The following is a 26158-nucleotide window of genomic DNA, read 5'->3' on the forward strand; positions in this document are numbered from 1 at the left end:
AGGCAGGCAAGTGGAAAAGCTCCAACTAATAAAGTTAGTTTTGTCGCCTGGGGTGAAATGTGCTAAATTAAGTGCCGTTTATCCAACTAACGTCCCGCCAGAGCTCATCCGCTCATCAGCAGGTGGACAAAATCCACCTGTTATCCGCTAAAGCAGACAGCAGACTAACATAGACTTTGAACTCCAAGCAGCCCGTGCGCCAGAGCGAGCAAGAGCTTGAACTTGTTAATGAAATGGAGGGCTGGCGCTGTTGGTTGGAGACATCAAACCCGGTGCTTACATTTACAGCGCCTCGATAATATCCCCGGCGATCAGGGCAGCAGGATGGTCCCGCTTCCGGGCAGCACGTTCTCCAGCCAGCCCGTGTAGATAGACTCCGAACGCGGCGGCCTGATCCGCCTCCAGGCCCTGGGCCTGCAGACCGGAGATGATGCCTGTCAGCACATCGCCCGCACCGCCGGTACCCATACCGGGATGCCCGGTGATATTGATATAGGCCTGCCCTTCGGGCGTTGCTATTACGGTATGGGCTCCTTTTAGCACAAGGATTACCCCATGCTGAACTGCGTAAGACAATGCCAATCCGATCCGGTCCCGCTGCACCTCCGCTGTAGATATCCCCGCCAGACGGGCCATCTCCCCCGGATGAGGGGTCAGAATAACCGGATGGCGGCGGCTCCAGCTCCGGTAATCGGTATCCGCCAGTATATTCAGCGCATCCGCATCAATAACCATAGGACCCTCCGTCTCCTCCCATAGTCTGCGGAGCCACTCCGTGTCTCCTTCGAACCGGCCCAGGCCGGGGCCGATGGCTGTACAATCGCGGCTGGTACTCAGCCGCAGCACTTCAGCGGCCGTACCCGCATTCCACTCCCCGTCACCTCCGGTGACCGGGGCCAGCATCAGCTCCGGTACAGAACCGATCACATTGGGCAGCAGCTTCTCCGGCAGCGCCCAGGTTACCAGCCCGCAGCCTGCGCGCAGTGCAGCGCGGGCAGACAACAGGCCTGCGCCGCTCATGCGCAGGCTTCCTGCTGCAAGCAGGACATGCCCGTAGGTGCCCTTGTGGCCCTCGGGCGAACGGCGGCGCGCCAGGTCAACCTTCAGGCGCGCCGTCAGTACTTCCGGCGTCAGGAGGCTGACCTGGACGCCGCCCTCCCGGGCAAGGGCAGCGGGTATGCCGATGGAGCGGACCACGACCCGCCCGGCGGCCTGCGCGCCGGGATATTGCAGCAGCCCCCGCTTCAGGAACGCGAGGCAGACGGTCACTGACGCATGAATGCAGGGCTCATGCGTCTCCCCCGTGTCCGCATCCAGCCCGCTGGGGATGTCCGCGGACACAATGGCTCTGCCGCTGGCGTTCGCAGCGGCAATCAGCTCCGCATAGGCACCGCGCGGGGCTCCCGCGCTGCCTGTGCCGAGCAGCGCATCTACGATGCCGCTGCATGAGGCAAGGTCCAGGGCGTCCTTGCCGTAGACTACGGCAGGAATGCCCATAGCTGCAGCGGCATCACGCTGCAGCGCGGCTTCGCCGGCCAGCGACTCCGGCGCGGCCGCGTACACCAGCGTGACGGCGATGCCGGCCTCACGCAGGTGCCTGGCGGCGGCGAGGCCATCGCCGCCGTTGTTGCCCTTGCCGGCGAGGACGAGCCAATGCTCTCCTCCGGCACCGGCAAGCGTCAGCGCTGCATCTCCGCTGACGGAGAAGCCCGCAGCGTCAGCGCCGAAGCCAGGCGCCCCGCGCCCGCTTAAGGCGCCCGCTACGTCACCAGCTGCTTCCGCTCCGTTCCGCATCATTCCGCCACCTGTCGTTCCCGCTCCATCCCGCTTCGCTCCACCTCCAGCCGCTCCCGCTCCAGCCCCCCACACCCTGCCACCAGGCACACCAGCTTCACTTGCCCGGCGGCGGCATAGGGCGATGACCTCCTCGGCAATGGCCCGTCCCGCATTTTCCATCAGGGCGATGGCCGGGATGCCCAGCCGCTCGATCGTGTCGCGGTCGAATGCCCGCATCTCCTCCGCTGTCACCACATCCATTGGTCCAGACCTCCTTCATAGTTGCTTCGATTGTACTAAGTCCCGTTTCAGCAAGCAAATAACCCAGGTAGCTCATGGCAGCCAACGAGCAACAAGCCCCCAGAACAGCAAAAAGCCCTCCCGCTACGAAGAGGACTTCTATGTTAGATAGGTAATGATTCCAACTGCTTAGTCTTGAGGATCAGATAAGCATACTTGGATCCATAGTTGCATTCCATACACCTAAAAACACTCAAAAGCAAGGCTGGCCTCTTCTAACTGTAGTTTGTACAACTAAATCTGCCCAATTGGGGAGAATCCCGGCACAGCGGCATTTTTAAATGTACAGACTGCAACTAAACGGATAATCGGTGGAAAATCAGGCGTTTAAGTTGTACAAAGTGCGATTAAACCTGCCGCCGACTCTACCTCTGCCTTTTCACCTTCCGCCTCCGCGTATCCCCCCATCAATACCCTACAGTAAACCTGGCTCTGCTGAAATTGCCTTCCTCCAGCTCATCGATAACCGCCACGGCAAAATCCTGGATACTGATGCTGCTCCGGCCGTCTTCGTCTACAATCAGCCGGTCAAGGCCGATACGGAATTGGCCGGTACGGCGCCCGTCTACCAGAGCGGCAGGCGGACTAAGATACGTATAGTCCAGCTCCGACCCTCTATAGATCTCATAGGCATTAGCATGAGCCGAAGCCAGCGCGCGGTAGTCCTCCGGGAATCCGGCGGTGTCCATCAGCCATTCTCCCGATTCCGTCTTGAGGCTGCCTGCTCCGCCGACAATGATCAGACGCTCAAGCCCAGCCGCCCGCAGCCCCTCCAGCAGTGAATCCGCCACCCGCAGCAGATCATTCTCATGCCCTGCCGCCGGACCGAAAGCACTGATTACCTCCTCATGTCCGCGCACGGCTGCCGTTACCGAGGCCGGGTCCAGCAGATCAGCAGCCGTCACCTGCAGCCGCTCATGCTGAAGGCTGAAGGCTTCAGGTCTGCGTACCGCAGCCGTGACCTCATGTTTTCTTTTTAACGCTTCCTGTACGATGGCACTTCCAACCCTGCCCGATGCTCCAAACACTACAATATCCATTCTCCCGCTGCCTCACTTTCCTAATCTGCTATCCTTTAGCATTACACGAATTCACACGATTTATCGCCGCAGGAACATTCCCTGTGAAGCAGGCATTACCGGCTCGAATCCGTATTTGGCATACAGCTTGGCCGCTTCCCCGTCAGCAATGAGACTGATATATGCCTTCTCCGGCACACTGTCCAGGAATGCGCGGATTTCCCCCATGATGATTTTTCCGAGACCCCGTCCCTGGAAGGAAGGCTTCACTGCTATATCCGTCACTTGAAAAAAACATCCCCCGTCCCCAATAACCCTGCCCATTCCCACCAGTTGCTCGCCTGCATACACAGTAACTGCAAAAGCAGAATTAGGCAGTCCGACTGCCGCCCCCTCTATGCTCATCGGGCTAAGCCCGGCTTCCTGCCGCAGTGCGAGATAATCCTCTACCGGGGGCAGCTCCTGCCGGATCTCCAGCTGTGCTGAATTTGTCATGCTACTCCTCCTATTTACTGCAATCTGCAAGCATAACCCGCCTGCTATACTGATACCAATATATATGTATTTGTTCAAAATTGAAACGCCCCGCCTCCTCCGGCGTACAATAACTCAAAACACAGCACTTGCTCTCTGCGGGCGGGCAGGTTATTCTTACCCCGTGTCCTTGGGTAAACTGTGGATAGACAAGCAACACTACTATTTTGGAAGGTTGGTGAAGTAATTATGTCTCCTACAGGGAAACTGTTTAAATGGGGAACTTTCGCTTATGAGGCTTTTCTGGCGCTGCCGATTATCGGGGGAAGCTTTGTGGTGGCAAATGCCTGGGCGCCGCTAGGAATCGCTTTTCTCCTGCATGCTGTAGCCATAATCATTCTGCTGAGAGAGCGCGGTCCGATTATCGGGAATGCAGTGGGCGTGGTCACCTCGGTGGTTGCCCTGATTCCTTTTGTCGGCTGGGTGATGCATGCCATTACCGCTATTATTCTGCTCGTAGAAGGGCTGAGCGGATCACGGCGCAATCCACGATACTGATAGTCAACACATTAATCTGTGAACAAGGAGTAGACTACCAACTATGATTAAAGGATTATACGAAGCCCATTTACCCGTTTCTAATCTGGAAGCATCTATTGAATTCTATAAAAGGCTGGGACTGAAATTCGCCTGGCGCGATGAGGACACCGCGTTCTTCTGGATTACAGAGGGGCGGAGCTGGATCGGATTATGGGAAGGGCCGGAGGTTCAGACCCCTTATCACCCTTCCCTGAGGCATATTGCCTTCGAAGTCACTTATGAGGATCTGAAGCAATCGCTCGCCTGGCTGCGTTCCCTACAGATTGACCCGGTTCCTTTCGGCAGCAGAAGCACGGTTGAGCCTTTTATCCGCCCCCATCAAGGCAATGCCTCGGTTTACTTCAATGATCCGGACGGCAACTCTCTGGAGCTGATGTGTCATATCGAAGTCCCTCAGGGGTTGAAGACGATCACAAGCAAGCTGTCTTTTGAGGAGTGGGAGGAGCTGTGCAGGAAGTCCAGCGATTAGTTCCAGCAGCTGTGCCGGGAGAAACGTGCAGGGAAACCGACATGTATACTGTTTTCTGCATACATTCGGGCCACATGCCTGCGTGCCAGCAACTGTATGCTGTTTTCCGCATACATTCGGGCCACGCGTCTGCATGTGAGCACAATGTATGCTGTTTTCCCCATACATTTGAGCCACACGCCTGCGCGCCACTTATTCACAACAGAAGAAAATCATAATTTCCTATACTACAAGAAAGACCTTCCATTGGTTGCCCAATCGAAGGTCTTTCTGTATTATCCTCGTCCCCCTGCACGGGTATCGGTCCGCCGGCTTCCGGTCTCTCCACTACCACGTGAATTTGCTGTGCTGTTCTCGAAACGTTTGCGCTCCGTGCGCTCCATCTGTACGATTTGGCCTTCATGCACTACGATGTGCAAGGAGCCGAATTCCATATCGTCGAGCAGTTCCGTTATCCGCGCAAGCCATACCTCATCCACCTTCAGTGGTTTAGCCATTCGCAAGCCTCCCTTTCCCGGTTAGGGAATAACTCTGCCTAAATTCCGTTATTACCAACTTGTATACTATGAATTAACTTAGCACGGCACCCAATAGCTGTCAATGAGCATTTTTGCGTACAAGCAGGCTTTTTACAACCATCGTCACCAGTGCCAGCAGGAGCAGCAGAGAAGCCACCGCGAAGGATGCCGAGAACTGATATTCGTTGTACAAAATTTCGACATGCAGCGGCAACGTATTCGTCTCCCCGCGAATATGCCCGGACACCACCGAGACGGCCCCGAACTCACCCATGGCCCGTGCATTACAGAGAATAATGCCATAGAGCAGGCCCCACTTGATATTCGGCAGCGTTACGCGCCAGAAGATCTGCCACCCGTGCGCACCGAGCGTAATGGCAGCCTCCTCCTCCTGTGTGCCCTGCTCCTCCATCAGGGGAATCAGCTCACGGGCGACGAACGGGAACGTGATAAACAGCGTAGCCAGCACGATGCCCGGCAGAGCGAAGACGATTTTGATATCGTGGTCGCTTAACCAGGGGCCGAACCAGCCATGCGAGCCGAACACCAGAATGAAGATAAGCCCGCCAATCACCGGTGATACGGCAAAAGGCAGATCGATCAGCGTCACCAGAAAGCCCTTGCCGCGAAAACGGAACTTGGTTACCGCCCACGCCGCCGTTACCCCAAAGACCGTATTCAGCGGAACCGTAATGGCGGCGACCAGCAGCGTCAGCTTCAGCGCCGAGGCGGCATCCGGGTCGGTCAATGCGGCCCAGTAGACATCCAGCCCCCGCTTCAGCGACTCCACCAGCACAATAATCAACGGCAGCGCAATCAGCCAGAGCAGGACCAGTCCCGCCAGGGAGATGAGCACCCATTTCACCGTTTGTGACTCCGCCCTTGAAGGCGATGACGCGCCTGTACGCGGCCCGGGGACATGCAGGGGAACCGTACCGGCCATATTTATTCCTCCTAAAAGTTTTGTTAGTATATGCATCCTGAATCCGCTCCTAACAAAACTCGCTTCGGAAGCATACGCTTAAGTTTTATGAAGCATTTGCTTCATTGTTAGACACCGCAATAAAACTCGCTTGGGAAGCACACGCTTAAGTTTTATGAAGCATACCCGTTCTCTCTTATCGCGAGCTCCTCCGCGCCCAGTGCTGAAGGCTGTTGATGACCAGCAGCATCAGGAAGGAGAGCAGCAGCAGAATCAGGGCCACGGCGGTGGCTCCGGCGTAATCGAACTGCTCCAGCTTGGACATGATCAGCAGCGGGGCGATCTCTGTGCGCATCGGCATATTGCCGGAGATGAACACGACAGAGCCGTACTCGCCGATACCCCGGGCGAACGCCAGGGCGAAGCCCGTAAGCAGCGGCGGGAGCAGCTCGGGCAGGACAATCCGCAGGAAGGTACGCCCGCGGCCTGCCCCCAGCGTAGCAGCGGCTTCCTCCATGTCCCTGTCCAGATCCTCCAGCACCGGCTGCACCGTACGGACGACAAAGGGAATGCCGATGAACATCAGCGCCAGCGTGATGCCCAGCGGCGTGAAGGCAACCTTGAAGCCCAGCGGCGTCAGCAGGGAGCCGATCCAGCCGTTCTGGGAATAGAGGGCGGTCAGCGATACGCCCGCCACAGCTGTAGGGAGCGCGAACGGCAGGTCGATCAGGGCATCGAAGATTCTTTTGCCGGGGAATTCATACCGCACCAGCACCCAGGCCAGCAGCAGTCCCAGACCAACATTGATCAGGGCCGCAGCGCCCGCCGTACTCAGACTGACACGGTAGGAGGCCAGGACGCGGGCATCCGTAGCCACATCCCAGAATTTCGCCCAGCTCAGCCCCGTTGAATTAAAGAGCAGCGCGGACAGCGGCAGCAGGACCACAAGACTCAGATACAGCACGCTGAATCCCATCGTAATCCCGAACCCCGGCAGCAGCCTGCGCCTTGATACCGTCCTTGCAGCAGCTTTGGTCGTGACATTCATCTGCCCATTCATCCTTTCCTGCCTTCGGCATATGGCCGATCAGCCTCTGGCGGAATTCCGCCTGTCAGTATGGTCTTGCCGCTTCTGCATCATCGTTCACGAACTCCGCTGTCAGCTGCCCGGTACGTAGATTTTGTCGAAAATCCCACCGTCATTGAAATGCTTCGCCTGCGTCTCCTTCCAGGTTCCGAATTTATCCGCCAGGGTGAACAGCTTGATCTCCGGGAATTGATCCTTGAACTCGGCCTTTACGCTATCCAGTGTCGGACGGTAATAGTTCTCGGCAGCAATCTTCTGGCCTTCCTCGGTGTAGAGATATTTCAGATAGGCATCTGCTACCTCGCGCGTTCCTCTTTTATCGACGACCTTATCCACCACAGCAACCGGCGGCTCAGCCAGAATACTCTCTGACGGATTCACAATCTCGAATTTGTCCGGACCCAGCTCCTTGATGGACAGATAAGCCTCATTCTCCCAGGCGATCAACACATCACCGATGCCGCGTTCCACGAAGGTAGTGGTTGAGCCGCGTGCTCCGGTATCCAGGACCGGTACATTCTTGAACAGCTTTTGCACGAATTCCTGAGCCTTGGCTTCATCATTATTATTGTGGTCCAGCGCATAGCCCCAGGCAGCCAGGTAGTTCCAGCGGGCACCGCCGGAGGTCTTGGGGTTAGGGGTGATGACCTCTACGCCGTCCTTCAGCAGATCCGGCCAATCCTTGATGCCCTTCGGGTTGCCTTTGCGGACCAGGAAGACGATGGTGGAGGTATATGGGGAGCTGTTATGCTCATATTTACTCTGCCAGTCCGCGCCAATCAAGCCGGCCTCCTGAAGCGCATCAATGTCATACCCGAGCGCCAGCGTAACGACATCCGCCTCCAGGCCATCCAGTACAGCCCGGCTCTGCTTGCCCGATCCGCCATGCGATTGCTTAACGGTTACCTTCTGGCCGGTCTCCTTCTCCCAGTAGGCGGCGAAGGCCTTGTTATAGTTCTCATACAGCTCACGCGTCGGATCGTAGGATACATTCAGCAGCTCCACCGGATCTTTGGCCTGTGTTTGGGTGGCTTCCGGTGCTGAAGATGCATTCGCAGCCGCTTCTGTTGCTGCCGGGGCCGCTGTTCCTGCACCCGCACTATTCCCTGCATTACTGTTCCCGCAAGCCGTAAGCCCTGCCGTCAATATCAATGCAACCCCGGCGAGAAGCCCCTTCTTGATCCCTTTTGTCATCCCAACCACTCCCCCATAATAGTCTTGTAACAAGCAATAGACGCAGGAAAGCCCGCTTGCGGCAAGTCAAACCGGTCTTATAGACACGTATCTGCGAGCCTGAAGCAGGCGTTCCTCCGTCTGTACGGTAAGAACTTATTTGATTATTCCTACCCATTTAGTAGGTTATACAGATATAATACTGAACGCTTCCCGCGCTGTCAAACCTTTTTTTCACTTTGAATGAAAGACGGCGATCGCTGGACCCGGGGCAGGAAGTGGCGCCCGTTCCTGTAAGACCCACTTGTTATTGTTGCCCCAAAGTAATATCATTGCTACATCTTATTGAGCGAAAATAGAGCGAATTCATATAAATAGAAACGGCATCGCAGTTTCTATTATTGCCGCTTACACCGGGGGAAATAATCATGGGAATGGATTTGGAGTATGGTCCCGCGCCGCAGGGACCACGGCTGCACAGGCGTGTATTCAGAGAACTGGGCAGACGTATCCTGGAGACGTACAGGTATGATACTACTTTATGGAGGACTGCGCTCAGCGGCCCGTGGACGCTATGCATTCTGGCTTTTTCTATAGTTATTATGGGTATTCCTACCGGACTCGGAAGCGCAGCGGATATTATGCTGGCAGCCGGCGCGGGGACGCTAGTTATGGCGCTGGCCGGCAATCTGCTGGCTGTGCTGCTCTCCCTAACCGGACTCCGCTGTCCGCATCTGTTCGCAGGCTCTTTGCTCAGCACCTATGGGACTGTATTGCTGATCCTGTATTTTTCCGATCTGGAGCTTGGAGCTGCAGCCGTTGTCGCCTGTATCGCAGCCTTGGCCTGCGGGATAGGGGGACTTGCGGCCGGTCTGCTGCGGACCCGGAGAATGTTCACCGGTGGTCTGCTGGCAGCGGCACTCTTGCTCTCCCCCTTCGCACTGGCCTATGGCTATGGGACGGGAAGCAGCCCGGTACCTGTACCCTCGCTTCAGAGTCTGGCGGCGGACGGACAGGTGCTTCCCGTAACGGCGGACGATCCCGCCCAGCCGGGCGACTATGAGTTCCACACCTTCACCTATGGCAGCGGCAAGGATCTGCAGCGCAAGGCGTATGGCAAGGATGTCCTGCTAGCCTCTGCTTCCGTGGATGCTACCGAATATATCTCTTCCTGGCCCGTGCTGCGGACCCTGTTCTGGGGGTTCGATCCCGCTTCCCTCCCGCTGAATGCCAGAGTGTGGATGCCGGATGGGGACGGGCCTTATCCGCTGGTGCTCATGGTCCATGGCAACCATATGATGGAGGACTTCTCCGAGGACGGCTATGCCTATCTTGGTGAATTACTGGCCAGCCGGGGCTTCATCGCGGTCACCCTGGATGAGAATTTCCTGAATTATTCGGCCTGGTCGGGTATTCCGGACAACGACTTCAAGGCGCGGACCTGGATGATTCTGAAGCATCTGCAGCAGATCGGCAGCTTCGCGGAGCAGCCCGGCACCCCCTTTTACCAGAAGGTTGATTATGACTCTGTTGCACTGCTTGGCCACAGCCGCGGCGGGCAGGCCGTAGCCATGGCTGCGGATGCGGCACGCTGGTTCGGCAGTGATCCGGTTCTGGACGCTATTCAGCAGTTCCATATTACTTCGGTTATTGCCCTGGCTCCTACGGATAAAATGATCGACAGCAAGCAGGCCCGTCTAACCGATGTGAGCTATCTGACACTCCAGGGCGCCCGTGACGGCGATGTACATGATTTCTACGGGGATCGTCAATATATGCGCTCTTCCTACACCGGCAATACCCCTGGCTTCAAAAGTTCGCTCTATATTGCCGACGCTAATCACAGCCAGTTCAATACGGACTGGGGGCTATATGACCAGACGCTGCCTACCGGCCTGTTCCTGAAGCGCTCCCGGATCATGGACGGGGAGGAGCAGCGGAGAATCGCCAAGGTCTATGTCTCTGCCTTCCTGGAGACCACGCTGCACGGGAGGAGCGAGTACCGGCAATTGTTCCGCGATTACCGCAGCGGTGCCCGGTGGCTGCCGGATACCGCCTACTATAACCGCTTCCAGAGCGGGGCCTATATCACGGTGGCGGACTATGATGAAGACCGCAACCGAGACGCCGTCCAAGGCGGGACTGTCTCTACTACTACGGGGCTTCACTGGAGCGAAGAGGCCGCAAAGGACCGCGAACGGAACAACAAGCCCTCTTACGGTATTCTGCTGGAGCGCAGCAGCAGCCCGGATCAGGAGCATACGGATCTTGAGGCTGCTTACAGCATTAGGCTTAGCGACACGCTGACTCAGACGCTTGCGGAATCCCCTGCCGTAGAGGGACTGACCTTCTCTCTGGCGAACCATAATTCCGGTCCTAACGAGGATGGAGATTCCAAGCCGCTGCCGGAGGCAGAGCTCTCCCCGGAGGTAGAGGTGGAGCTGACCGACAGTAAAGACACCTCTGCAAGAATTCCCCTGGACGAAGTGATGGATATTCTGCCGCTGCCACAGACTGAGTTTACGCTTAGTCCATGGCTGGAGGAGCGGATCAGTGACGGCAAATTCGGCAACCTCTCGGAAGCCGTCTACCAGACGTACAAGCTGCCCTTCGAGCTGTTCCTTGAGGAAGAGCCCGAGCTTGATCCGGATAGTCTGACAGACATCACCTTTTATCTGCAAGGGACAGAAGACAAGATTATGCTGGATGACATCGGCTTCTATGAGCGGGAGGACCCGCTGACAGGAGTGAATTAACCGGACATCATTCTATTTATAAAAAGCCAAAATTGCCCCCTGTCCGCCATACTGCGGACAGGGGGCTTTGCTGTTCCTGCACAGAGATGCTTGTCCAGGTTAGTCCAGGGCTACAAGGCAGACAGGTGCCGGCACTTCCAGCTCATTGCCGGTAGGGATCAGCCGTCCGGTCTCACTGTCTATGCGGAAGGAGGCAATATTGCCGCTGTTCTGGTTAGCAGCGAGCAGCATGCCGCCGATCAGAGCGAAATTACGCGGTGTCCGTCCCCCGGAAGTCACCCAGTCCTCCGTTTCCAGCAGACCCGTAGCCTTATCAATATGGAACAGTGCGATGCTGTCATGCCCACGGTTGGATACGTAGAGGTAGCGTCCGCATGGTGATACATGGATATCTGCAGCCGTATCATCACTTCCGGCGGTATAATGCTCCGGGAGACTGCTGATACTCTGCAGGAGCTTCAGATTGCCCTGAGGCTCATCATTGGCGAACACGGTAACCGTATTGTTCAGTTCATTAACCAGATAGATCCATTGCCGCGAAGGATGAACCGCCAGATGGCGCGGTCCTGAGCCTGGAGGAAGCTCTACCTCCCGGTGAGTGACCAGCTTCCCGTCCTCCACACGATAGAACACGATCTGGTCGAGACCGAGATCACAGACCAGCACATGATCACCCGTCTTGTCCGGAATCACGGAATGGGGATGGGGGGCCTCCTGACGGTCGCTGCGGATTCCCGAGCCCTCATGCTTCACCTGGGAGGACATCTCCTGTAATGACCCGTCCTCATTCAGCGGGAACACATTGACATTCCCTCCCGTATAGTTAGACACGGCTATGTAATCTCCCTTCGGAGCCACCGAGACATAGCAGGGCGCGCCGCCCCCGGTCGCTCTGCTGCCCAGCGGATGCAGCGCTTTGCTGCCGGGATCAATGGCGTAGGCATGAACCTCACCCTCATCCTGCTCACTCACAGCATATAATACCGTCTGCGCCGCATTAACCGCCAGATAGGAAGGGTTCTGGATCCCCCGGGTACCGCCCATAACCCTCATTTCTCCGCTCTCCTTATCCAGCGCACCGAGCAGGATGGCCTCTCTCTCCTCACTGTTGTACGTTCCAATATAGAATAATACTTCATTAGGCTGGTGCATGGCAGCGGCTCCTTTATTGTATAGTATATAAGCTTATATACCCTGTACACCCCTATACTCACTCAGCGGGTGAACCATAAATTCACTATAACATCTTTATGTACCCACTACGTTATCAGGGTTAAACAGCATAAATTTGGACAGACTGGAATACTAAATAAATGTGTGCCGGCAAAATTTAACACTTGGTTTAAACGCTGTGCATGAGGTTAATAGTAACCATCGAAGACAACAAACACAAAAGGAGCTGAAAGTTAATGAGTTTACTATGGATGTTGATTGTTGGTGGCGTAATTGGTTGGCTGGCCGGGTTGATTATGGGTAGAGACATTCCGGGCGGAATTATCGGCAACATTATCGCTGGTATTCTCGGTTCATGGCTCGGCGGCATGCTGCTGGGAAGCTGGGGACCTAAGATCAGCGACTACTATGTCTTCCCTTCACTGATCGGTGCTGTGGTTCTGATCTTTATCGTAAGCCTGATTCTGCGTTCGGTTGGCGGACGTAGCCGCTCTTAAGCTCTATGGCAGCATTCTTTCCTGAAGCTGCTGAACTATACTTAGCAAGCAGACCCGCCGGGGTTAGACTCTGGCGGGTTTGCTGTGTGCTTCAGGCAGATCACCCGTATGAGGCAGGCTGCGCATCATTAATGAAATCCGTTCATTATCTGCTATAATGAAGTAAATAGTGACCGAAATCACAGAGGAGGAACGTGAATTATGGGTAACATCAACCCCTCACTTCTGCATGTGGGCTCCACGCTGGGAGCAGTATTCATGGCGCTGATGGTGATTTTTATCCGCATGAAGGCCAGCGCCCGCCCGGTAACCATCCGCAAAATATGGATTCCGCCGCTTGGCATGTCCACCGGCTTCGCCATGTTCGTCGTACCGGAAGTGCGCTTCCCCTGGTGGTGGGCGGTAGCGGCTTTCCTGGTCGGCTGGTTTATTTTTGCCTACCCGCTAATCCGCAGTACGCGGTTCGAAGAACGTGAAGGGCTGATCTATGCCCAGCGCTCCAAGAGCTTCGCCTTCATTCTGCTTGGACTGCTGCTGGTCCGCACCCTGCTCCATGAGTTCATCAACCGGTATGTCTCTGTTCCGCAGTCCGGCGGATTATTCTTCATTCTGGCCTTCGGCATGATCCTCCACTGGAGACTGTTCATGTATAAGCACTATACCGGAATGCTGCCTGCCGAGCCGCAGATTCCGCAGCCCCGGGTCTAGGGTGAGGCCGGGATGGATTATATAATTATGTACAAGGGGGTGTCCCCGGCAGCCTTAGGGAGGACTGCCGGGAACACCCTTTCCTTCTGTCTTCCCAAATACCCATCAGCTGCATATTATAATTCATAAGAACCCTGATACTCTAACCTTCCATGTGAATTATGGCCAAATAACGGACGGGTGCGGCGGGCATTTTCGGTGCGATGTCAGGTAACTTGCGATGAGATCAGTTAGAATAGTACCATACTTGTAGAGAGTGGGGACTGGGCAATTGAAAAGTAAATCGAGAAAAGTGGCAATCGTCGGCTCCGGCATGGTCGGCTCAAGCGTTGCCTATTCCATGGTGAATCAAGCCATATGCGATGAGATCATGATGATCGACCGTACCTACGACCGCGCCATGGCACAAGCGCTTGATCTCTCGCACTGCATGGACTTCACCGGAACACGCACCAAGGTCTATGCCGGCACCGCCAGTGACTGTGCGGGGATGGATGTCGTCATTCTGACGGCAGGCGCCAATCCCAAGCCGGGGCAGACCCGGCTGGATGTACTGGATGCCGCTGCTGTAATTACCCGGGAGATCATCACCGAGATTATGGCGGGCGGCTTCGATGGGATCTTCGTCGTCGCTGCGAACCCTGTAGATATTGTAACTTATATGGTCTGGCAGATCTCCGGCCTGCCGCGGCACCGGGTGATCGGCACAGGCACCTCCATCGACTCCTCCCGGCTGAAGACACTGCTGTCGGAGGTGTTCACGATTGATCCGCGCAGCGTCAACGGCTACGCCCTTGGCGAACACGGGGAGTCGCAGTTCGTAGCCTGGTCCCATGTGACAATCGGCGGCAAGCCGATTCTGCAGATTATGGAGCAGCACCGCGAGCGCTTCAGCAGCCTGGACCTTATGGATATCGCCCGCAAGACGAAGGATGCCGGCTGGGAGATTTTTACGCGCAAGGGTTCGACTCACTTCGGGATCGGCAGTGCCCTCGCTTATATCACCCGCTCCATTCTGAATGACGAGCACAAAATCATCGCCGTCTCCGCCATCCTGGACGGGGAATACGGACAAAGCGGCGTATGCGCCGGAGTTCCGGCCATTATCGGCAGCAGCGGTATTCAGGAATTGCTGGAGCTGAACCTCAGCGATACAGAGATGGCTAAATTCACCGACTCCTGCAATATCATCCGCGCGGGAATTGATAGCCTCACGCTGGAGGAGCAGCACTAAGCTTAACAGCACAGCCTATACCGCAAACACCCCTCTGCTTCACACAGTAACCTGTGGGGCAGAGGGGTGTTTGCGATGATTTTACCTGATATTATTGAAACTTCTCGATCTCGCTGCGCAATTCGCTCATCAGCTGGTTGAGGGATTCGGCTGAGGTGACAACCTGGCCCATCAGATTCCGCTGCTCGGTGGAAGCCTCCGCCACCATCTCGGCGCTCTCGGCAGAATCTCTGGCAATAATCAGCATGTCGGAAATGGAGGCCGTAATCTCTTCTGTCCCGGCGGACATCTGCTCGTTGACGGCAGAGACGTCCTGGATCTGAACCGATACCTCACGGATGGACGAGCGGATATGGTCGAAGGAGGTGCCTACATTCTGCATTTTACCCATCCCGTCTCCGATCTCAGCAATGCTCTTCTCCATAGAGACCTCGGCCGCTCTGGTGGATTCCTGAATCTGACGGATCAGCTCCACAATGTTCACAATGGCGCTGTTCGTGCGCTCCGCCAGCTTCTTCACTTCATTCGCCACCACGCCGAACCCGCGCCCGTGCTCGCCTGCTCTGGCCGCTTCAATCGACGCATTGAGCGATAACAGCCCCGTCTGATTGGAGATTTCGGAGATTACGTCAACAATCTGGCCAATTTGTTCGGATTGCCCGCTCAGATTGCTGATCAGGGCCGAGGTCTCCTCCGCAGCGCCGCTGATGACATTCATCTGCTTAAGTGTGGATTGAATCTCCACATAGCCGTTCTCGACCTCGGCGCTGACTGTCTCCGCCTGGTCGGACACATTAACCGAGGATTCCGCAATCCGCTGCAGCCCGATCGCCATCTCCTCCGTAGCTCTGGCCGCCTGCTCCGAGCCTTTGAACTGCTCGCCCATTCCATGCGCGACCTCCTGGACGACCGTCTCAATCTCTGCCGATGTATTCGAGGTCTGACTGGCGTATTTCAGCACGCGTTCTGCCGAGACAGCAACCTGCTCCACGGTAGCATCGATTTTGCCGACAATGCCGGACAATGATCCGATCATATCATTAATGCTCTGGCTCATCTGGCCGATCTCATCACCCGAGCGCACGGTCACCCGTTCGCTGAGATAGCCGTCCGCTACTTTCTTCATCACCCCGGAGATCGCCACAATCGGCTTCACAATCAGACGGGTCAGATACAAGGCCAAGGCAACGACCGCCAGAATGATGATTGCAATGAACAATGTGGATATCCGCTGGGCTGAGGTGACTTTGGCGGTAATCTCACTTTTGGGAACCGTAATCAGCAGCTTCCAGTCTGTGCCCGGGACGGTACGGAAATAGGTAATCACCTGCTTGCCGTCCTCTCCCTTATAAACTTCCGAGCCTGCTTCCTTGCCGAGAATATGCTCTACGGCCTGCTTCATCTCTGTGGTCTTCGCGTAATCCGCGATATTCTTGCCGATCCGCTCGGTCTCGGAGTAGGCGTAATAATCACCCTTGCCAGAGATCACATATCCGTAGCCGGTATCGCCCACGTGGATGTTTTTGCCCATCTCCATCAGAATGTCTGGTGTCACCGAGAAGGCGATACCGCCGCCAAACTGCTTGTCCTTGTCCACGACCGGAACGAATACCGGGATAATATATTTACTGAGCTGTTCCAGATAAGACATCTCCGCTACCGCCGGAGCAAGACTCTCCTTGGCCTGCAGGAAATATGCCGATTGGCCTACATCCGCCGTAAGCTTAAGGGAATTAGCCAGAATGCCCTGCTTGTTAATGACGCTGTAGCCTTCGGACTGAGTATCGCTCTCTTCGAGTACCTTGACCACAGGAAAAATAGTATCCGGTCTTGAGGTATCGAATTCAGGATGCTGCGCAATCAGCTCCTGGACCGCAGATGTCCGCGTATTCAGCCACTCTACGATGCGTGTAGTGTTCATCTCCAGAATATTCTGGGCGAGCTCCTCGCTATCGTCTCTGGTGACACCCCCAAAGTACTGCATGAAAAAAATCGTGACGCCGAGCAGAGGTACAATAGCAATTGCCAAAATAACAAGCGAATACTTGCTTTGCAGCGATAATGATTTTCCGTTCTTTGCATTCATTTTCAATTTTGACCGTACACTTCCCTCATTCACCGCAAAATCCCCCTAGAAACCCATTCTGGTCTTCCATATGCTGTAAATATATATATTGATATATCGGCATAAATAGACAAAAAGCATAATACATACAATAAAAATAAGCCTTAAGACCCAAAAATTAGGATCATTAAGGCTTATACTTTTCATAATTATTTCATTATCGATTCATCTTACACGATTATACCGATTTCGGAGGCTGTAAGGCGCGCATGCTGTTCAGTACAGCGAGTACAGTAACTCCGACATCTGAGAATACGGCCTCCCACATAGTGGCAATTCCGAACGCTCCCAGCAGCAGGAAGACCGCTTTGACTCCCAGCGCAAAAGCAATGTTCTGCCAGACAATGGTCCGCGTCCGTTTGGCGATCCCGATGGCGGAAGCGATTTTGGAAGGCTCATCCGTCATGATTACAATATCCGCAGCCTCAATGGCTGCATCCGAGCCCAGTCCGCCCATGGCAATCCCGACATCCGCTCTGGCCAGCACCGGAGTATCATTAATCCCGTCCCCGACAAAAATGATCTTCTCCTTCGGTCCCTTTTCCCGCTCCAGCTGTTCAATCGCTGCGACCTTATCTCCCGGCAGCAGCTCAGCATGAATCTCCTGAATGCCCAGCTGTCTGCCGACAGACTCGGCTACCGGAGCGGCGTCACCCGTCAGCATAACCGTCTTGCGGATTCCCAATGCATTCAGAGCCTGAATCGCCTTAAGAGAATCATCCTTCACTTCATCTGCAATGACGAGATAGCCTGCGTAGCGCTTATCTACAGCAATATGAACGATCGTCCCGTACTCCTGCGGAGTTACGCTGGCAATCCCTTCACGCTCCATCAGCCGCGCATTCCCGGCCAGCACTGCCTTCCCCTCCACGGTAACTGAGATGCCGTGGCCGGAAATTTCGTTATAGCCGGTAATGGCTTCACCCGGAATAGCTTCGCCATAGGCTGCACGGATGGATTCCGCAATCGGATGGCCGGAGTGGCTCTCCGCATAAGCCGCTACCCGCAGCAGCTCCTGCTCTGTGAAGCCTTCCGCCGGAACATTGCCGGTTACCGTGAACTGGCCTTTGGTCAAGGTTCCTGTCTTATCGAACACAACGATCTTCACATCATTCAAGGCTTCCAGATAGTTGCTGCCCTTCACCAGAATCCCGTTCTTCGATGCGGCACCGATCCCGCCGAAGAACCCGAGGGGAATCGACACGACAAGCGCACAAGGGCAAGAGATAACGAGGAAGACCAGTGCACGGTAGATCCAGTCGGAGAAGGTGGCTCCGCTCAGAATCAGCGGCGGAACCACGGCCAGCAGCAGCGCTGTTATGACTACGACCGGCGTATAGGCACGGGCAAATTTGGTAATGAAATTCTCTGTCTTTGCTTTGTTATTCGTAGCATTCTGGACCAGCTCCAGAATCTGCGAGACTGCCGATTCACCGAAGTCCTTGGTCACTTCAATGGTAATCACACCATTGCGGTTAATAAATCCGCTGAGTACCTGGCTGCCCGGCTGAGTAGAACGGGGAACGGATTCTCCGGTCAGTGCCGAGGTATCCATCATCGCGCTGCCCTCCAGAATAATCCCGTCCAGCGGAACCTTCTCACCGGGCTTAACTACGATGCTGTCTCCTACTCTAACCTCTTCGGGGGACACCTTCCGCAGATTACTGCCTTCCTTCAGATAGGCGAACTCCGGCCGGATATCCATCAGCGCTGTGATCGAACGGCGTGAACGGTTCACTGCCATTCCCTGGAATAGCTCACCTACCTGATAGAAGAGCATAACCGCAACGCCTTCGGGATATTCGCCGATGGCGAAGGCGCCGATGGTCGCAAGGGCCATCAGGAAGTTCTCATCGAACACCTGGCCCCTTATAATATTCCGGGCAGCGGCGAGGACGACTTCTCCGCCGACAATCAGATAAGCTGCCAGGAAGATCAGCAGCTCGGTGATCCCGCTGACCGGCAGGAACATCCCGGCCGCAGCCAGAATGGCACCGCCGCCCAGCCGCATCAGGATGCGGCGCGTATCGCCCTCCCCATGCTCATGGCTGTGTCCGTGGCCATGTGAATCGGCATCACTGTGGCTGTGCTCAGCGGCATGTGAATGCTGATGCCCGTCTTCATGGGAATGCCCCTCTCCGTGGGCATGCTCATGACCGTGCGCTTCACTGTGGGTATGAACATGGCCCTGTCCTTGAACCGCTGCGCCGCGCACCTGAGCTACACCTTCGGCAGACAAAGGCTTCTTAGCAGCCCGCGAAGCTTGAACCGCCCGCGGCTTCACATGCGGCTCCAGCTTGGTTACCGTATGCTCAGCCTGCTTCGCGATCTCATCTGCAGCAGCAGCTGTTGTCTCCAGTGTCATGGTCTTCGTCGCGAAGTTGACGGAGCAGGAGGACACGCCTTCAATCTTCTTGACCTTATTCTCGATTTTCATAGCGCAGTTCGCGCAGTCCAGCCCATCCAGGACCCACTTGCGCTTCACATTGTCTTCTACCGTACTCAAATGACTCATCTCCCTTGATCGTCCCTATATATGAGTATTTGTTCATATGTTAACTTACACCTATTATATTCCCCTAAATCATGCAGTGTCAATGCATTCAGCACACAGATTGTGGCTAATTATGTACTGTGAAGAATCTGGATGCCGATGGAGTTATTTTGGACAAACTATTCTTCATCTACATAAAAAAGCTTGTAATTTGTCTGAGCTGGCCATAATATTAACATATGAGCAATCATTCATATGTTAACTGAAAAGAGGTCCTATCTAATGAACAATTTTAAAACCGATTCACACACTCACTCACATGCTGGAACACACACTCATTCGCACGCTGGCGGGCATTCGCATTCCCATTCACATGCACATTCACATTCCCACGCACCGGATAATAAGAAAGGCCTGCTGATCGCCTTAATTATCACCGGCGGTATTATGTTCCTTGAATTCTTCGGTGGCCTGTTCACCGGGAGCCTGGCTCTCTTGTCCGACTCGGGGCATATGCTCAGCGATACCGCCTCCCTTGCCCTTAGCCTTGTGGCCATGATTATCGCGGTGAAACCGGCATCCTCCAAGAACTCCTACGGCTTCCACCGGTTTGAGATTATGGCGGCTTTGTTCAACGGGGTGACCCTGTTTGTAATCTCCGGATTCATTATGTATGAAGCTTTCCAGCGCTTCTCCGCCCCTCCGGTGGTAGCCAGCGGAACGATGATGCTGATTGCCAGTGTCGGACTGCTGGCCAATCTCGTCAGCGCCTGGTCACTGATGCGCAAAAGCGGGGCTAAAGACAATATCAATATCCGCAGCGCTTACCTGCATGTAATCAGCGATGCTCTCGGCTCCGTCGGCGCGCTGGCGGCTGGACTGATTATGAACCTGTTCTCCTGGTATGTGGCAGACCCTATCATCAGTGTGCTGGTCGCCCTGCTCATCCTGCGCAGCGCCTGGGGCGTCATCAAGCAGGCCTTCCATATCCTTATGGAAGGAACTCCGCTTAGCGTGAATGCCGAAGAGGTCGAAAAGGCGCTACTTCAAATTGAAGGGGTTCAGGATGTGCATGACCTGCATATCTGGACCATCACCTCCGGCCTGGATGCTCTCAGCGGTCATCTGCTGATCAAAGACGGGGTGAATACGGAGCAGGTGCTGCAGCAGGCACTTAAATTAGTGGAAGAGAATTTCGGCATCCAGCACTCCACACTGCAAATTGAGAATTCTGCTGTGAAGCACGGTCACCTTCCGGTCTGAGGAAGAGGTGGTAAGCGGGTAAGGGAGAATGAGGGAGTCCGAGGAAAATCTAACGATTCTGTATGCCTGCCGAATGTATGCTGTTTTCCACATACATTCGGCCACTTGCCCTCACAACGACCGATTGTATGCTGTTTTCCACATATATTCGAACCACTTGTCCTCACAACGACCAATTGTATGCTGTTTTCCACATATATTCGAACCACTTGCCCTTACAACGACCGATTGTATGCTGTTTTCCACATATATTTCGAACACATACCCTCGCGCTGGAACATGTATTCGGTTTATCACACATCATAATTTATAAAAGGGCTGCCCCAAGCCATTACCTGGCGTTGGGACAGCCCTTTTGCTGTCAGGACAATCTATTCATGCCGGATATGCTCATGGGTCTGCAGGAAAATCTGCTCCACATGTGCATCATTCAGCGAATAATATACGGTCTTACCTTCCTTGCGGCGCTTCACAATCCGCAGATTGCGCAGATAGCGGAGCTGATGGGAGACTGCCGATTGTCCCATATCCAGTATAGAGGACAAGTCATGCACACACAGCTCCTGCTGGGATAATGCGTAGATCAGCCGAACTCTTGTCGGATCACCCAGTGCCTTGAACATTTCTGCCATCTTATCTGTGATCTCACGGTCCGGCAGAATCAAGGCCATCGATTCCGGTTCCAGTTCGGAACCATTACAGGTGTTGTCGCATTCTTCAAGTGCCGCTGGTTCCATGCTCCCGCCCTCCTCCATATGCTCATCCGGTTTCACCGGCGCTTAATAGTATCTTCTACGATTAATTATAGAAAAAATGGCGTCCAATGTCCATTGAGAAGAAAATACGGGAGGGAATTCACTTAAACATGCGGCGATGTATAGCCTATCCATCAGCGAGATCAGCTAGTATGATCAGTTTCATTCGGGTACGCTTCGAACATTCAGTGTTAGTTGTAGTCATGTGATTAGTTTTAACATTTCCCGCCAGCCGCATTCCGATACCTGCTAACCTTATACCGCCTTACGCCAAAAGGCTATCAAGCCAGCACCCAGGAACAGAAGCAGGCTACCCGCCACGACAATCATCAGGCTCTCCAGCGGCAGGTTGAAGGCGCCGAACCGTTCTTCGCCGAAAGGGGACATGGCCAGCACCGGCTGCACCCATGGATAATAAGGACCGTAGGTGGAGGAATTGGCTATCAGTATATTGGGAATGGTGAAGCAGACATTCAGCGCAAGCGGGGCGCCGAAGCTGCTCCAGCCTTGAGATATCGCCAGTTGCAGTGCAGCCAGCGGCAGGCAGGCAAACCAGCCCCCGAACAGGCTGCTCAGCAGCAGCCCCCAAGGAACTCCCCCTTCTGCACCCCGATACCATCCCACTCCCAGAACCCCTGCAAGAAACAGCAGCTGAACCGCACCCAGCAGCGCTACAATTAATGCATATTTGGCAAAATATACGGAGGTTCGTGTAACCGGAAGCGCCAGGAGCTGCTTCCAGCCGCCGTCACTATGCTCATTGCGGCAGATTAAAGAGGCGAAGAGTCCAGAGAGTACCGGAAGAAACAGCAGCGCATGTACCGCTGACATTGTGCTCAGCAGAACCTGCCAGGTTATCACCCTATCCTCTTGCATGTCCGAAAGCGCGCCTATCGGCAGGGAGATCAGCGGACTGAGCAGTATTAACAGCCAGGTGCGGAATCCGGCTATCTTCATGCACTCCGCAGACATTATTCGCAGAAAAATCCGCATATTCAGTCCACATCCTTTCGCGCGAAATGTATGGCTCCAGGCAGGATTACCAGGAGTCCAAGCAACAGGCCAGCTCCGCTGAACAGCCAAGGACGCGGATCACTCCAGGCTAAGACCGGCCAGGAGAGCGGGAACCATTCCGTGAAGTACACACCGAACGGGCTGACCAGCGACAAGGTCAATCCCACCGATACCGGAAGGGTCTGGTTCCGGCTGGATAGAGAGAGCCACAGCTGGAGTGCAATGACAGGCATGGCCGCAGCATAAGCGGCGAAGCCTATCCGCAGGATGTCTGCAAGCGGTATCGGCTGAGCGCCGAATCCGAGCAGCAGCCCGAGGACGACAGTTCCTGCCGACAGCAGCAGGCAGGACACGATAAGCAACAGCAGGCAGAGCAGCAGCTTCGCCATGAACACAGCCGTACGGGAGACAGGCAGCGCCAGAAGCTGCTTCCAGGCGCTGGTCTGATGCTCGACATTCGCAATCAGAGAGCAGATCAGTGTGCCTCCAAGATACAGGGCAATCGGTACGAAGGGTACGACCTCACTGAGCAGGCCACCCCACAGGTCCTCCCGGTACTGCCCGCGAAGATAGTCATAACGGAGGCCGAAATTCAGCCCCTGCATGGCGATAAGACCCAGCGGGCCGAGGAAGGCGAGGAACCAAATGCCTTTGCCGCGGATCTTAAGCCAGTCCGCCGACAGCGCACGCCACATCATAGCTCCCCTCCCCCAACCACCTGCAGGAAGAATTCCTCCAGAGATTGCCTGTGCTCCTCCACCCTGTAGATTGCGTGACCCTCCTCGACCAGCTCTTTGACCAGCAGCGATACTCTCGCATCACTCATCCGGGGCAGGACCAGCCGGCCCTCCTGCAGCTCGCCGCCGCAGCCGCGCCGCACCGCCGTCATCAGCGCAGTCTCCGGCTCGGATAACGCCAGACGCAGATGGCCGGCCGCCTGCTGCTGGAGATGTGCAATGGTATCCTGATAGACCATCTGCCCCTCGCGGATAATGCCGACCGTACCGGCCATTTGCTCAATCTCGCTCAGCAGATGGCTGGATACCAGAACCGTAATGCCCTGCTCTCCAGGCAGCCGCTTAATCAGGGAGCGGATCTCCTGTATGCCTGACGGGTCCAGTCCGTTGGTCGGCTCATCGAGAATCAGCAGCTCAGGGCTGCCCAGCAGGGCTGCCGCAATCCCCAGCCGCTGCTTCATGCCCAGCGAGAAGCCCTTGACTGGCCGCGTCTCCTCCCCGGTAAGCGATACGATCTCCAGCACCTCGGCAATTCGCACCTTGGGCACACCCAGAATGCGGCGGATCGCCTCCAGGTTGTCCCATGCACTCAGATGCCCGTAGTAGGACGGCGATTCCACCAGCGAGCCTACCTTGCGCAGAATCTGCATCCGGTTCGCACGCAGCTCCTTGCCGAAGATTTCAATGCTGCCGGAGGTCGGCTTGATTAGGCCGAGCAGCATGCGGATGGTTGTTGTCTTGCCGGCACCGTTCGGTCCGAGGAAGCCGTAGATTTCCCCTTTTGTAATATTGAGATTCAGGTTCTTCACAGCCGCACGGCCGCGGTATTCCTTAAGCAGATTTCTTGTCTCTATCACTGTATCCTTCATTCTATTCACCTCGGTAACAGCATAACGCCCCAAGGTTAAAAGCACGGAAGCAGCAAGTTTAAATTTTGTTTAAATTGTTCGGGGCGTCCCGCTTCCAGATCACAACCTCGGTCCCCTTCGCCGTGCTCTCCATGCTCCATTCCAGGTCCATCCGTTTCAGCAGCAGATCGACAATCGACAGGCCCAGGCCGGCTCCTGCGGAGTCCGTGCTCTGCGCAAGGCCGCCGCCGTGATCGGAGATGATAATCACCCGGTTGCCCTCACGGATCTCCGTAAGTATTCCAACATATAATCCGCTGCGCGCATGACGCAGAATGTTCTGGAACAGATTATCCAGCACTCTGCGGAACCAGCTGTCATCGATCTCCCAGTACAGCGGCGCTCCCTCCAGATCAATATCGATCTGGTATCCCTCCTTCTCCCACACCGGATACCAGGCGGCGGCGCTCTCCCGCACCAGTCTCAGCACATCCCGGCGTTCCGGGTGCAGCGCAATGCGTCCGCTGTTCAGCAGATTGTAGGACAGCAGGTTCTCAATTAGGATGCCAAGGCTCTCAATCCGCTGATCCATCAGCTCAAGGGAGGACTGGCCATGCGGTGACAACGGCTCCTTGCCCAGTACATGGAGGTGGCTGCGAATGACGGTCAGCGGAGTCCGCAGATCATGCGACAGATCGGCCACCAGCCGCTTGCGCAGCGCCTCTTCTTCCGCCTCTCGGGCACGGCCTGCCTTAAGCTCCGTCACCATGGTATTGAATGCTTCCTCCAGACGCCCGATCTCATCCGGCTTCCCCGGCGGAACAATCTGCGGCAAGCCCTCCTGCCCGGTGAACACCATAGCGGTCTGCAGCCGCAGCAGTCTTCTGCGGATCATGATGAAGAAGAACCAGGAGCTGGTGATGAACAGCAGGAAGAACACCAGCATGGCAATCGTATACCATTTATCCAGTCCTGCCGCGTATTTGGTCTCCGTAATATCCTCAGGAATCTGCATGACCATGAAGCCCTCTGCGGCCTCTGCCCGGTCTCCTATAAAAGCGACAATCGCCAGCGGCTTCAGCGCCGCACTGTCCTTCATGAAGGATACCGCTTCAGCGGCGCTCCACTGGGCGGGAACAGCCGGAGCCTCTCCCGTCAAGAGCAGCGGCGGTCCTGAAGGCTCTGTCACCAGCTGTGTTGTGCCCGCAGGATCGACCCAGAATATTCTCGACAGCGGATAGGCTTCGCCTAAGGCCGACAGCCGCTTGGTAATATCCGCCGGGGGTTCACCAAGAAGCTTGCGCGCTTCCTCATGCCACAGAATCTCCAGCTTATCTATACTTGAATACTGTTCATACTCCTTGGGTGGACTTGTATGAGTAGCCCCCGCGAAGATGCTGTATACGGCAATCGTCAGCGGAATAACAACCGGCACGAACAGCAGGGCAGCTACAATAATCAGCAGATAACGAAAAAGCAGCGAACGGTGCAGCAGCTGGAAACGCCCTGCCCCCTTCACCCTCTCACCCGGTAGCCGATCCCCCGGACCGTCTCAATAATCTCCGGCGCGGCCGGATCAAGCTCCAGCTTCTCGCGCAGATAACGGATATGTACCATCAGCGTCTTGTCGCCTTCGATATAGCTCTCCCCCCAGACCGCCTCATAGATCTGCTCCTTGGTCAGAATCTGGCCCAGATGCCGCAGCAGATAAGAGAAGATCTGAAACTGCTTACCGGTAAGCATAATCTCCCGTCCGGTCGCAGCTTCCGTGACCACACTGCTCCCCGGTATGACAACCAGATGCTTAAGGGTCAACTGAGCGGGCGCGGCAGCGCCGCTTCTTCTCAGCAGAACCTCGATTCTCGCCGCCAGCTCATCGGGATGAAACGGCTTGGTCAGATAATCATCCGCGAAGTCCAGCCCCTGAAGCTTATCGTCAATGGAGGTGCGCGCCGAGAGCATCAGAACCGGCAGCTCCGGATAAGCCCGCTTCAGCCGCTGGCCGACGGTGAAGCCGTCCAGCCCCGGCAGCATCACATCCAGAATCGCAAGCTGGCAGCCCTCTGCAGCTTCAAGCGCCCCGTCTCCGCTCTCCAGCCAGCGCACAGCATATTCCCGTTCCCGCAGATCTGCAGCTACGACACTGCCGATCTCCCGGTCGTCTTCTACGTACAATAGGGTTACACTCACGTTGTTAACCGTCCTTTCTTCCTTCC

General features: G+C 55.5%; 23 protein-coding genes. 7 read left to right on the forward strand and 16 right to left on the reverse strand.

What is annotated here, in order from left to right; translation table 11 throughout:
- Positions 1-282: 282 nt before the first annotated feature.
- The 3 genes from C173_RS31025 to C173_RS31035 form a co-directional block, all read right to left on the reverse strand.
- Positions 283-2037, reverse strand: coding sequence for a bifunctional ADP-dependent NAD(P)H-hydrate dehydratase/NAD(P)H-hydrate epimerase (locus C173_RS31025; RefSeq protein ID WP_036732739.1), 1755 nt, complete (start codon positions 2035-2037; stop codon positions 283-285).
- Positions 2038-2483: 446 nt separating this feature from the next.
- Positions 2484-3116, reverse strand: a complete 633-nt coding sequence (locus C173_RS31030) for an NAD(P)-dependent oxidoreductase (RefSeq protein ID WP_036732742.1) — start codon at positions 3114-3116, stop codon at positions 2484-2486.
- Between the two features lie 60 nt (positions 3117-3176).
- Positions 3177-3590, reverse strand: a complete 414-nt coding sequence (locus C173_RS31035) for a GNAT family N-acetyltransferase (RefSeq protein WP_036732745.1) — start codon at positions 3588-3590, stop codon at positions 3177-3179.
- Between the two features lie 228 nt (positions 3591-3818).
- Here C173_RS31035 and C173_RS31040 point away from each other — a divergent pair, with 228 nt between their 5' ends.
- Entirely contained in the window at positions 3819-4127 is a 309-nt protein-coding gene (locus C173_RS31040; protein WP_036732747.1) for a hypothetical protein, read from the forward strand.
- Positions 4128-4170: 43 nt separating this feature from the next.
- Positions 4171-4638 (forward strand): VOC family protein, encoded by a 468-nt coding sequence (locus C173_RS31045; protein ID WP_036732749.1) that lies wholly within the window; start codon positions 4171-4173, stop codon positions 4636-4638.
- Positions 4639-4913: 275 nt separating this feature from the next.
- Here the strand turns inward: C173_RS31045 and C173_RS31050 are convergent, their stop codons facing one another.
- The 4 genes from C173_RS31050 to C173_RS31065 all read right to left on the reverse strand — a co-directional run bounded on the left by C173_RS31050 (position 4914) and on the right by C173_RS31065 (position 8359).
- A complete protein-coding gene (locus C173_RS31050; RefSeq protein ID WP_036732753.1) occupies positions 4914-5135 on the reverse strand; it encodes a YezD family protein in 222 nt (73 codons plus the stop codon).
- Between the two features lie 100 nt (positions 5136-5235).
- Positions 5236-6099, reverse strand: a complete 864-nt coding sequence (gene cysW / locus C173_RS31055; protein ID WP_036732755.1) for a sulfate ABC transporter permease subunit CysW — start codon at positions 6097-6099, stop codon at positions 5236-5238.
- Between the two features lie 175 nt (positions 6100-6274).
- Complete coding sequence (gene cysT, locus C173_RS31060; RefSeq protein WP_235192088.1) at positions 6275-7138, reverse strand: sulfate ABC transporter permease subunit CysT; 864 nt, start codon at positions 7136-7138, stop codon at positions 6275-6277.
- Between the two features lie 99 nt (positions 7139-7237).
- Positions 7238-8359 carry a sulfate ABC transporter substrate-binding protein gene (locus tag C173_RS31065; protein WP_036732757.1) on the reverse strand — a complete coding sequence of 374 codons (1122 nt, stop codon included), beginning with the start codon at positions 8357-8359 and terminating at the stop codon, positions 7238-7240.
- A 407-nt stretch (positions 8360-8766) separates the two neighbouring features.
- On the opposite strand from C173_RS31065, the gene C173_RS31070 reads away from it, so the two are divergent.
- A complete protein-coding gene (locus C173_RS31070; RefSeq protein ID WP_051478708.1) occupies positions 8767-11094 on the forward strand; it encodes a poly(ethylene terephthalate) hydrolase family protein in 2328 nt (775 codons plus the stop codon).
- A gap of 99 nt (positions 11095-11193) precedes the next feature.
- On the opposite strand, the gene C173_RS31075 is transcribed toward C173_RS31070, so the two are convergent.
- The gene (locus tag C173_RS31075; protein WP_036732760.1) at positions 11194-12246 is read right to left on the reverse strand and encodes a lactonase family protein; all 1053 of its coding nucleotides are present in this window, start codon (positions 12244-12246) and stop codon (positions 11194-11196) included.
- A 257-nt stretch (positions 12247-12503) separates the two neighbouring features.
- On the opposite strand from C173_RS31075, the gene C173_RS31080 reads away from it, so the two are divergent.
- The 3 genes from C173_RS31080 to C173_RS31090 all read left to right on the forward strand — a co-directional run bounded on the left by C173_RS31080 (position 12504) and on the right by C173_RS31090 (position 14706).
- A complete protein-coding gene (locus C173_RS31080) occupies positions 12504-12764 on the forward strand; it encodes a GlsB/YeaQ/YmgE family stress response membrane protein (RefSeq protein ID WP_036732764.1) in 261 nt (86 codons plus the stop codon).
- A 201-nt stretch (positions 12765-12965) separates the two neighbouring features.
- Positions 12966-13472 carry a CcdC family protein gene (locus tag C173_RS31085; RefSeq protein WP_036732774.1) on the forward strand — a complete coding sequence of 169 codons (507 nt, stop codon included), beginning with the start codon at positions 12966-12968 and terminating at the stop codon, positions 13470-13472.
- A gap of 271 nt (positions 13473-13743) precedes the next feature.
- The gene (locus tag C173_RS31090; protein ID WP_036732776.1) at positions 13744-14706 is read left to right on the forward strand and encodes an L-lactate dehydrogenase; all 963 of its coding nucleotides are present in this window, start codon (positions 13744-13746) and stop codon (positions 14704-14706) included.
- A gap of 91 nt (positions 14707-14797) precedes the next feature.
- Here the strand turns inward: C173_RS31090 and C173_RS31095 are convergent, their stop codons facing one another.
- Both C173_RS31095 and C173_RS31100 read right to left on the reverse strand, forming a co-directional pair.
- Positions 14798-16792: a methyl-accepting chemotaxis protein gene (locus C173_RS31095; protein WP_036732898.1), complete on the reverse strand. Its 1995-nt coding sequence runs from the start codon at positions 16790-16792 to the stop codon at positions 14798-14800.
- 217 nt (positions 16793-17009) lie between these two features.
- Positions 17010-19337: a heavy metal translocating P-type ATPase gene (locus C173_RS31100; protein WP_155991694.1), complete on the reverse strand. Its 2328-nt coding sequence runs from the start codon at positions 19335-19337 to the stop codon at positions 17010-17012.
- A 270-nt stretch (positions 19338-19607) separates the two neighbouring features.
- Between C173_RS31100 and C173_RS31105 the strand changes: the two genes are divergently transcribed.
- Complete coding sequence (locus C173_RS31105) at positions 19608-20588, forward strand: cation diffusion facilitator family transporter (RefSeq protein ID WP_036732782.1); 981 nt, start codon at positions 19608-19610, stop codon at positions 20586-20588.
- 371 nt (positions 20589-20959) lie between these two features.
- Here C173_RS31105 and C173_RS31110 read toward each other — a convergent pair whose 3' ends face one another.
- The 6 genes from C173_RS31110 to C173_RS31135 form a co-directional block, all read right to left on the reverse strand.
- The gene (locus C173_RS31110) at positions 20960-21325 is read right to left on the reverse strand and encodes an ArsR/SmtB family transcription factor (protein ID WP_036732785.1); all 366 of its coding nucleotides are present in this window, start codon (positions 21323-21325) and stop codon (positions 20960-20962) included.
- Positions 21326-21598: 273 nt separating this feature from the next.
- Positions 21599-22336 (reverse strand): ABC transporter permease, encoded by a 738-nt coding sequence (locus C173_RS31115; RefSeq protein ID WP_036732788.1) that lies wholly within the window; start codon positions 22334-22336, stop codon positions 21599-21601.
- A 2-nt stretch (positions 22337-22338) separates the two neighbouring features.
- Positions 22339-23055 (reverse strand): ABC transporter permease, encoded by a 717-nt coding sequence (locus C173_RS31120; RefSeq protein ID WP_036732793.1) that lies wholly within the window; start codon positions 23053-23055, stop codon positions 22339-22341.
- Entirely contained in the window at positions 23052-23963 is a 912-nt protein-coding gene (locus tag C173_RS31125; RefSeq protein ID WP_036732796.1) for an ABC transporter ATP-binding protein, read from the reverse strand. The genes C173_RS31120 and C173_RS31125 overlap by 4 nt, the downstream gene beginning before the upstream one ends.
- A gap of 58 nt (positions 23964-24021) precedes the next feature.
- On the reverse strand, positions 24022-25461 hold the full coding sequence (locus C173_RS31130) for a sensor histidine kinase (RefSeq protein ID WP_036732798.1): 1440 nt from the start codon (positions 25459-25461) through the stop codon (positions 24022-24024).
- Entirely contained in the window at positions 25458-26132 is a 675-nt protein-coding gene (locus C173_RS31135) for a response regulator transcription factor (protein WP_036732799.1), read from the reverse strand. The genes C173_RS31130 and C173_RS31135 overlap by 4 nt, the downstream gene beginning before the upstream one ends.
- Positions 26133-26158: the final 26 nt, after the last annotated feature.

Source organism: Paenibacillus sp. FSL R7-277 (assembly GCF_000517965.1).
Classification (GTDB): Bacteria; Bacillota; Bacilli; order Paenibacillales; family Paenibacillaceae; genus Paenibacillus_AQ; species Paenibacillus_AQ silagei.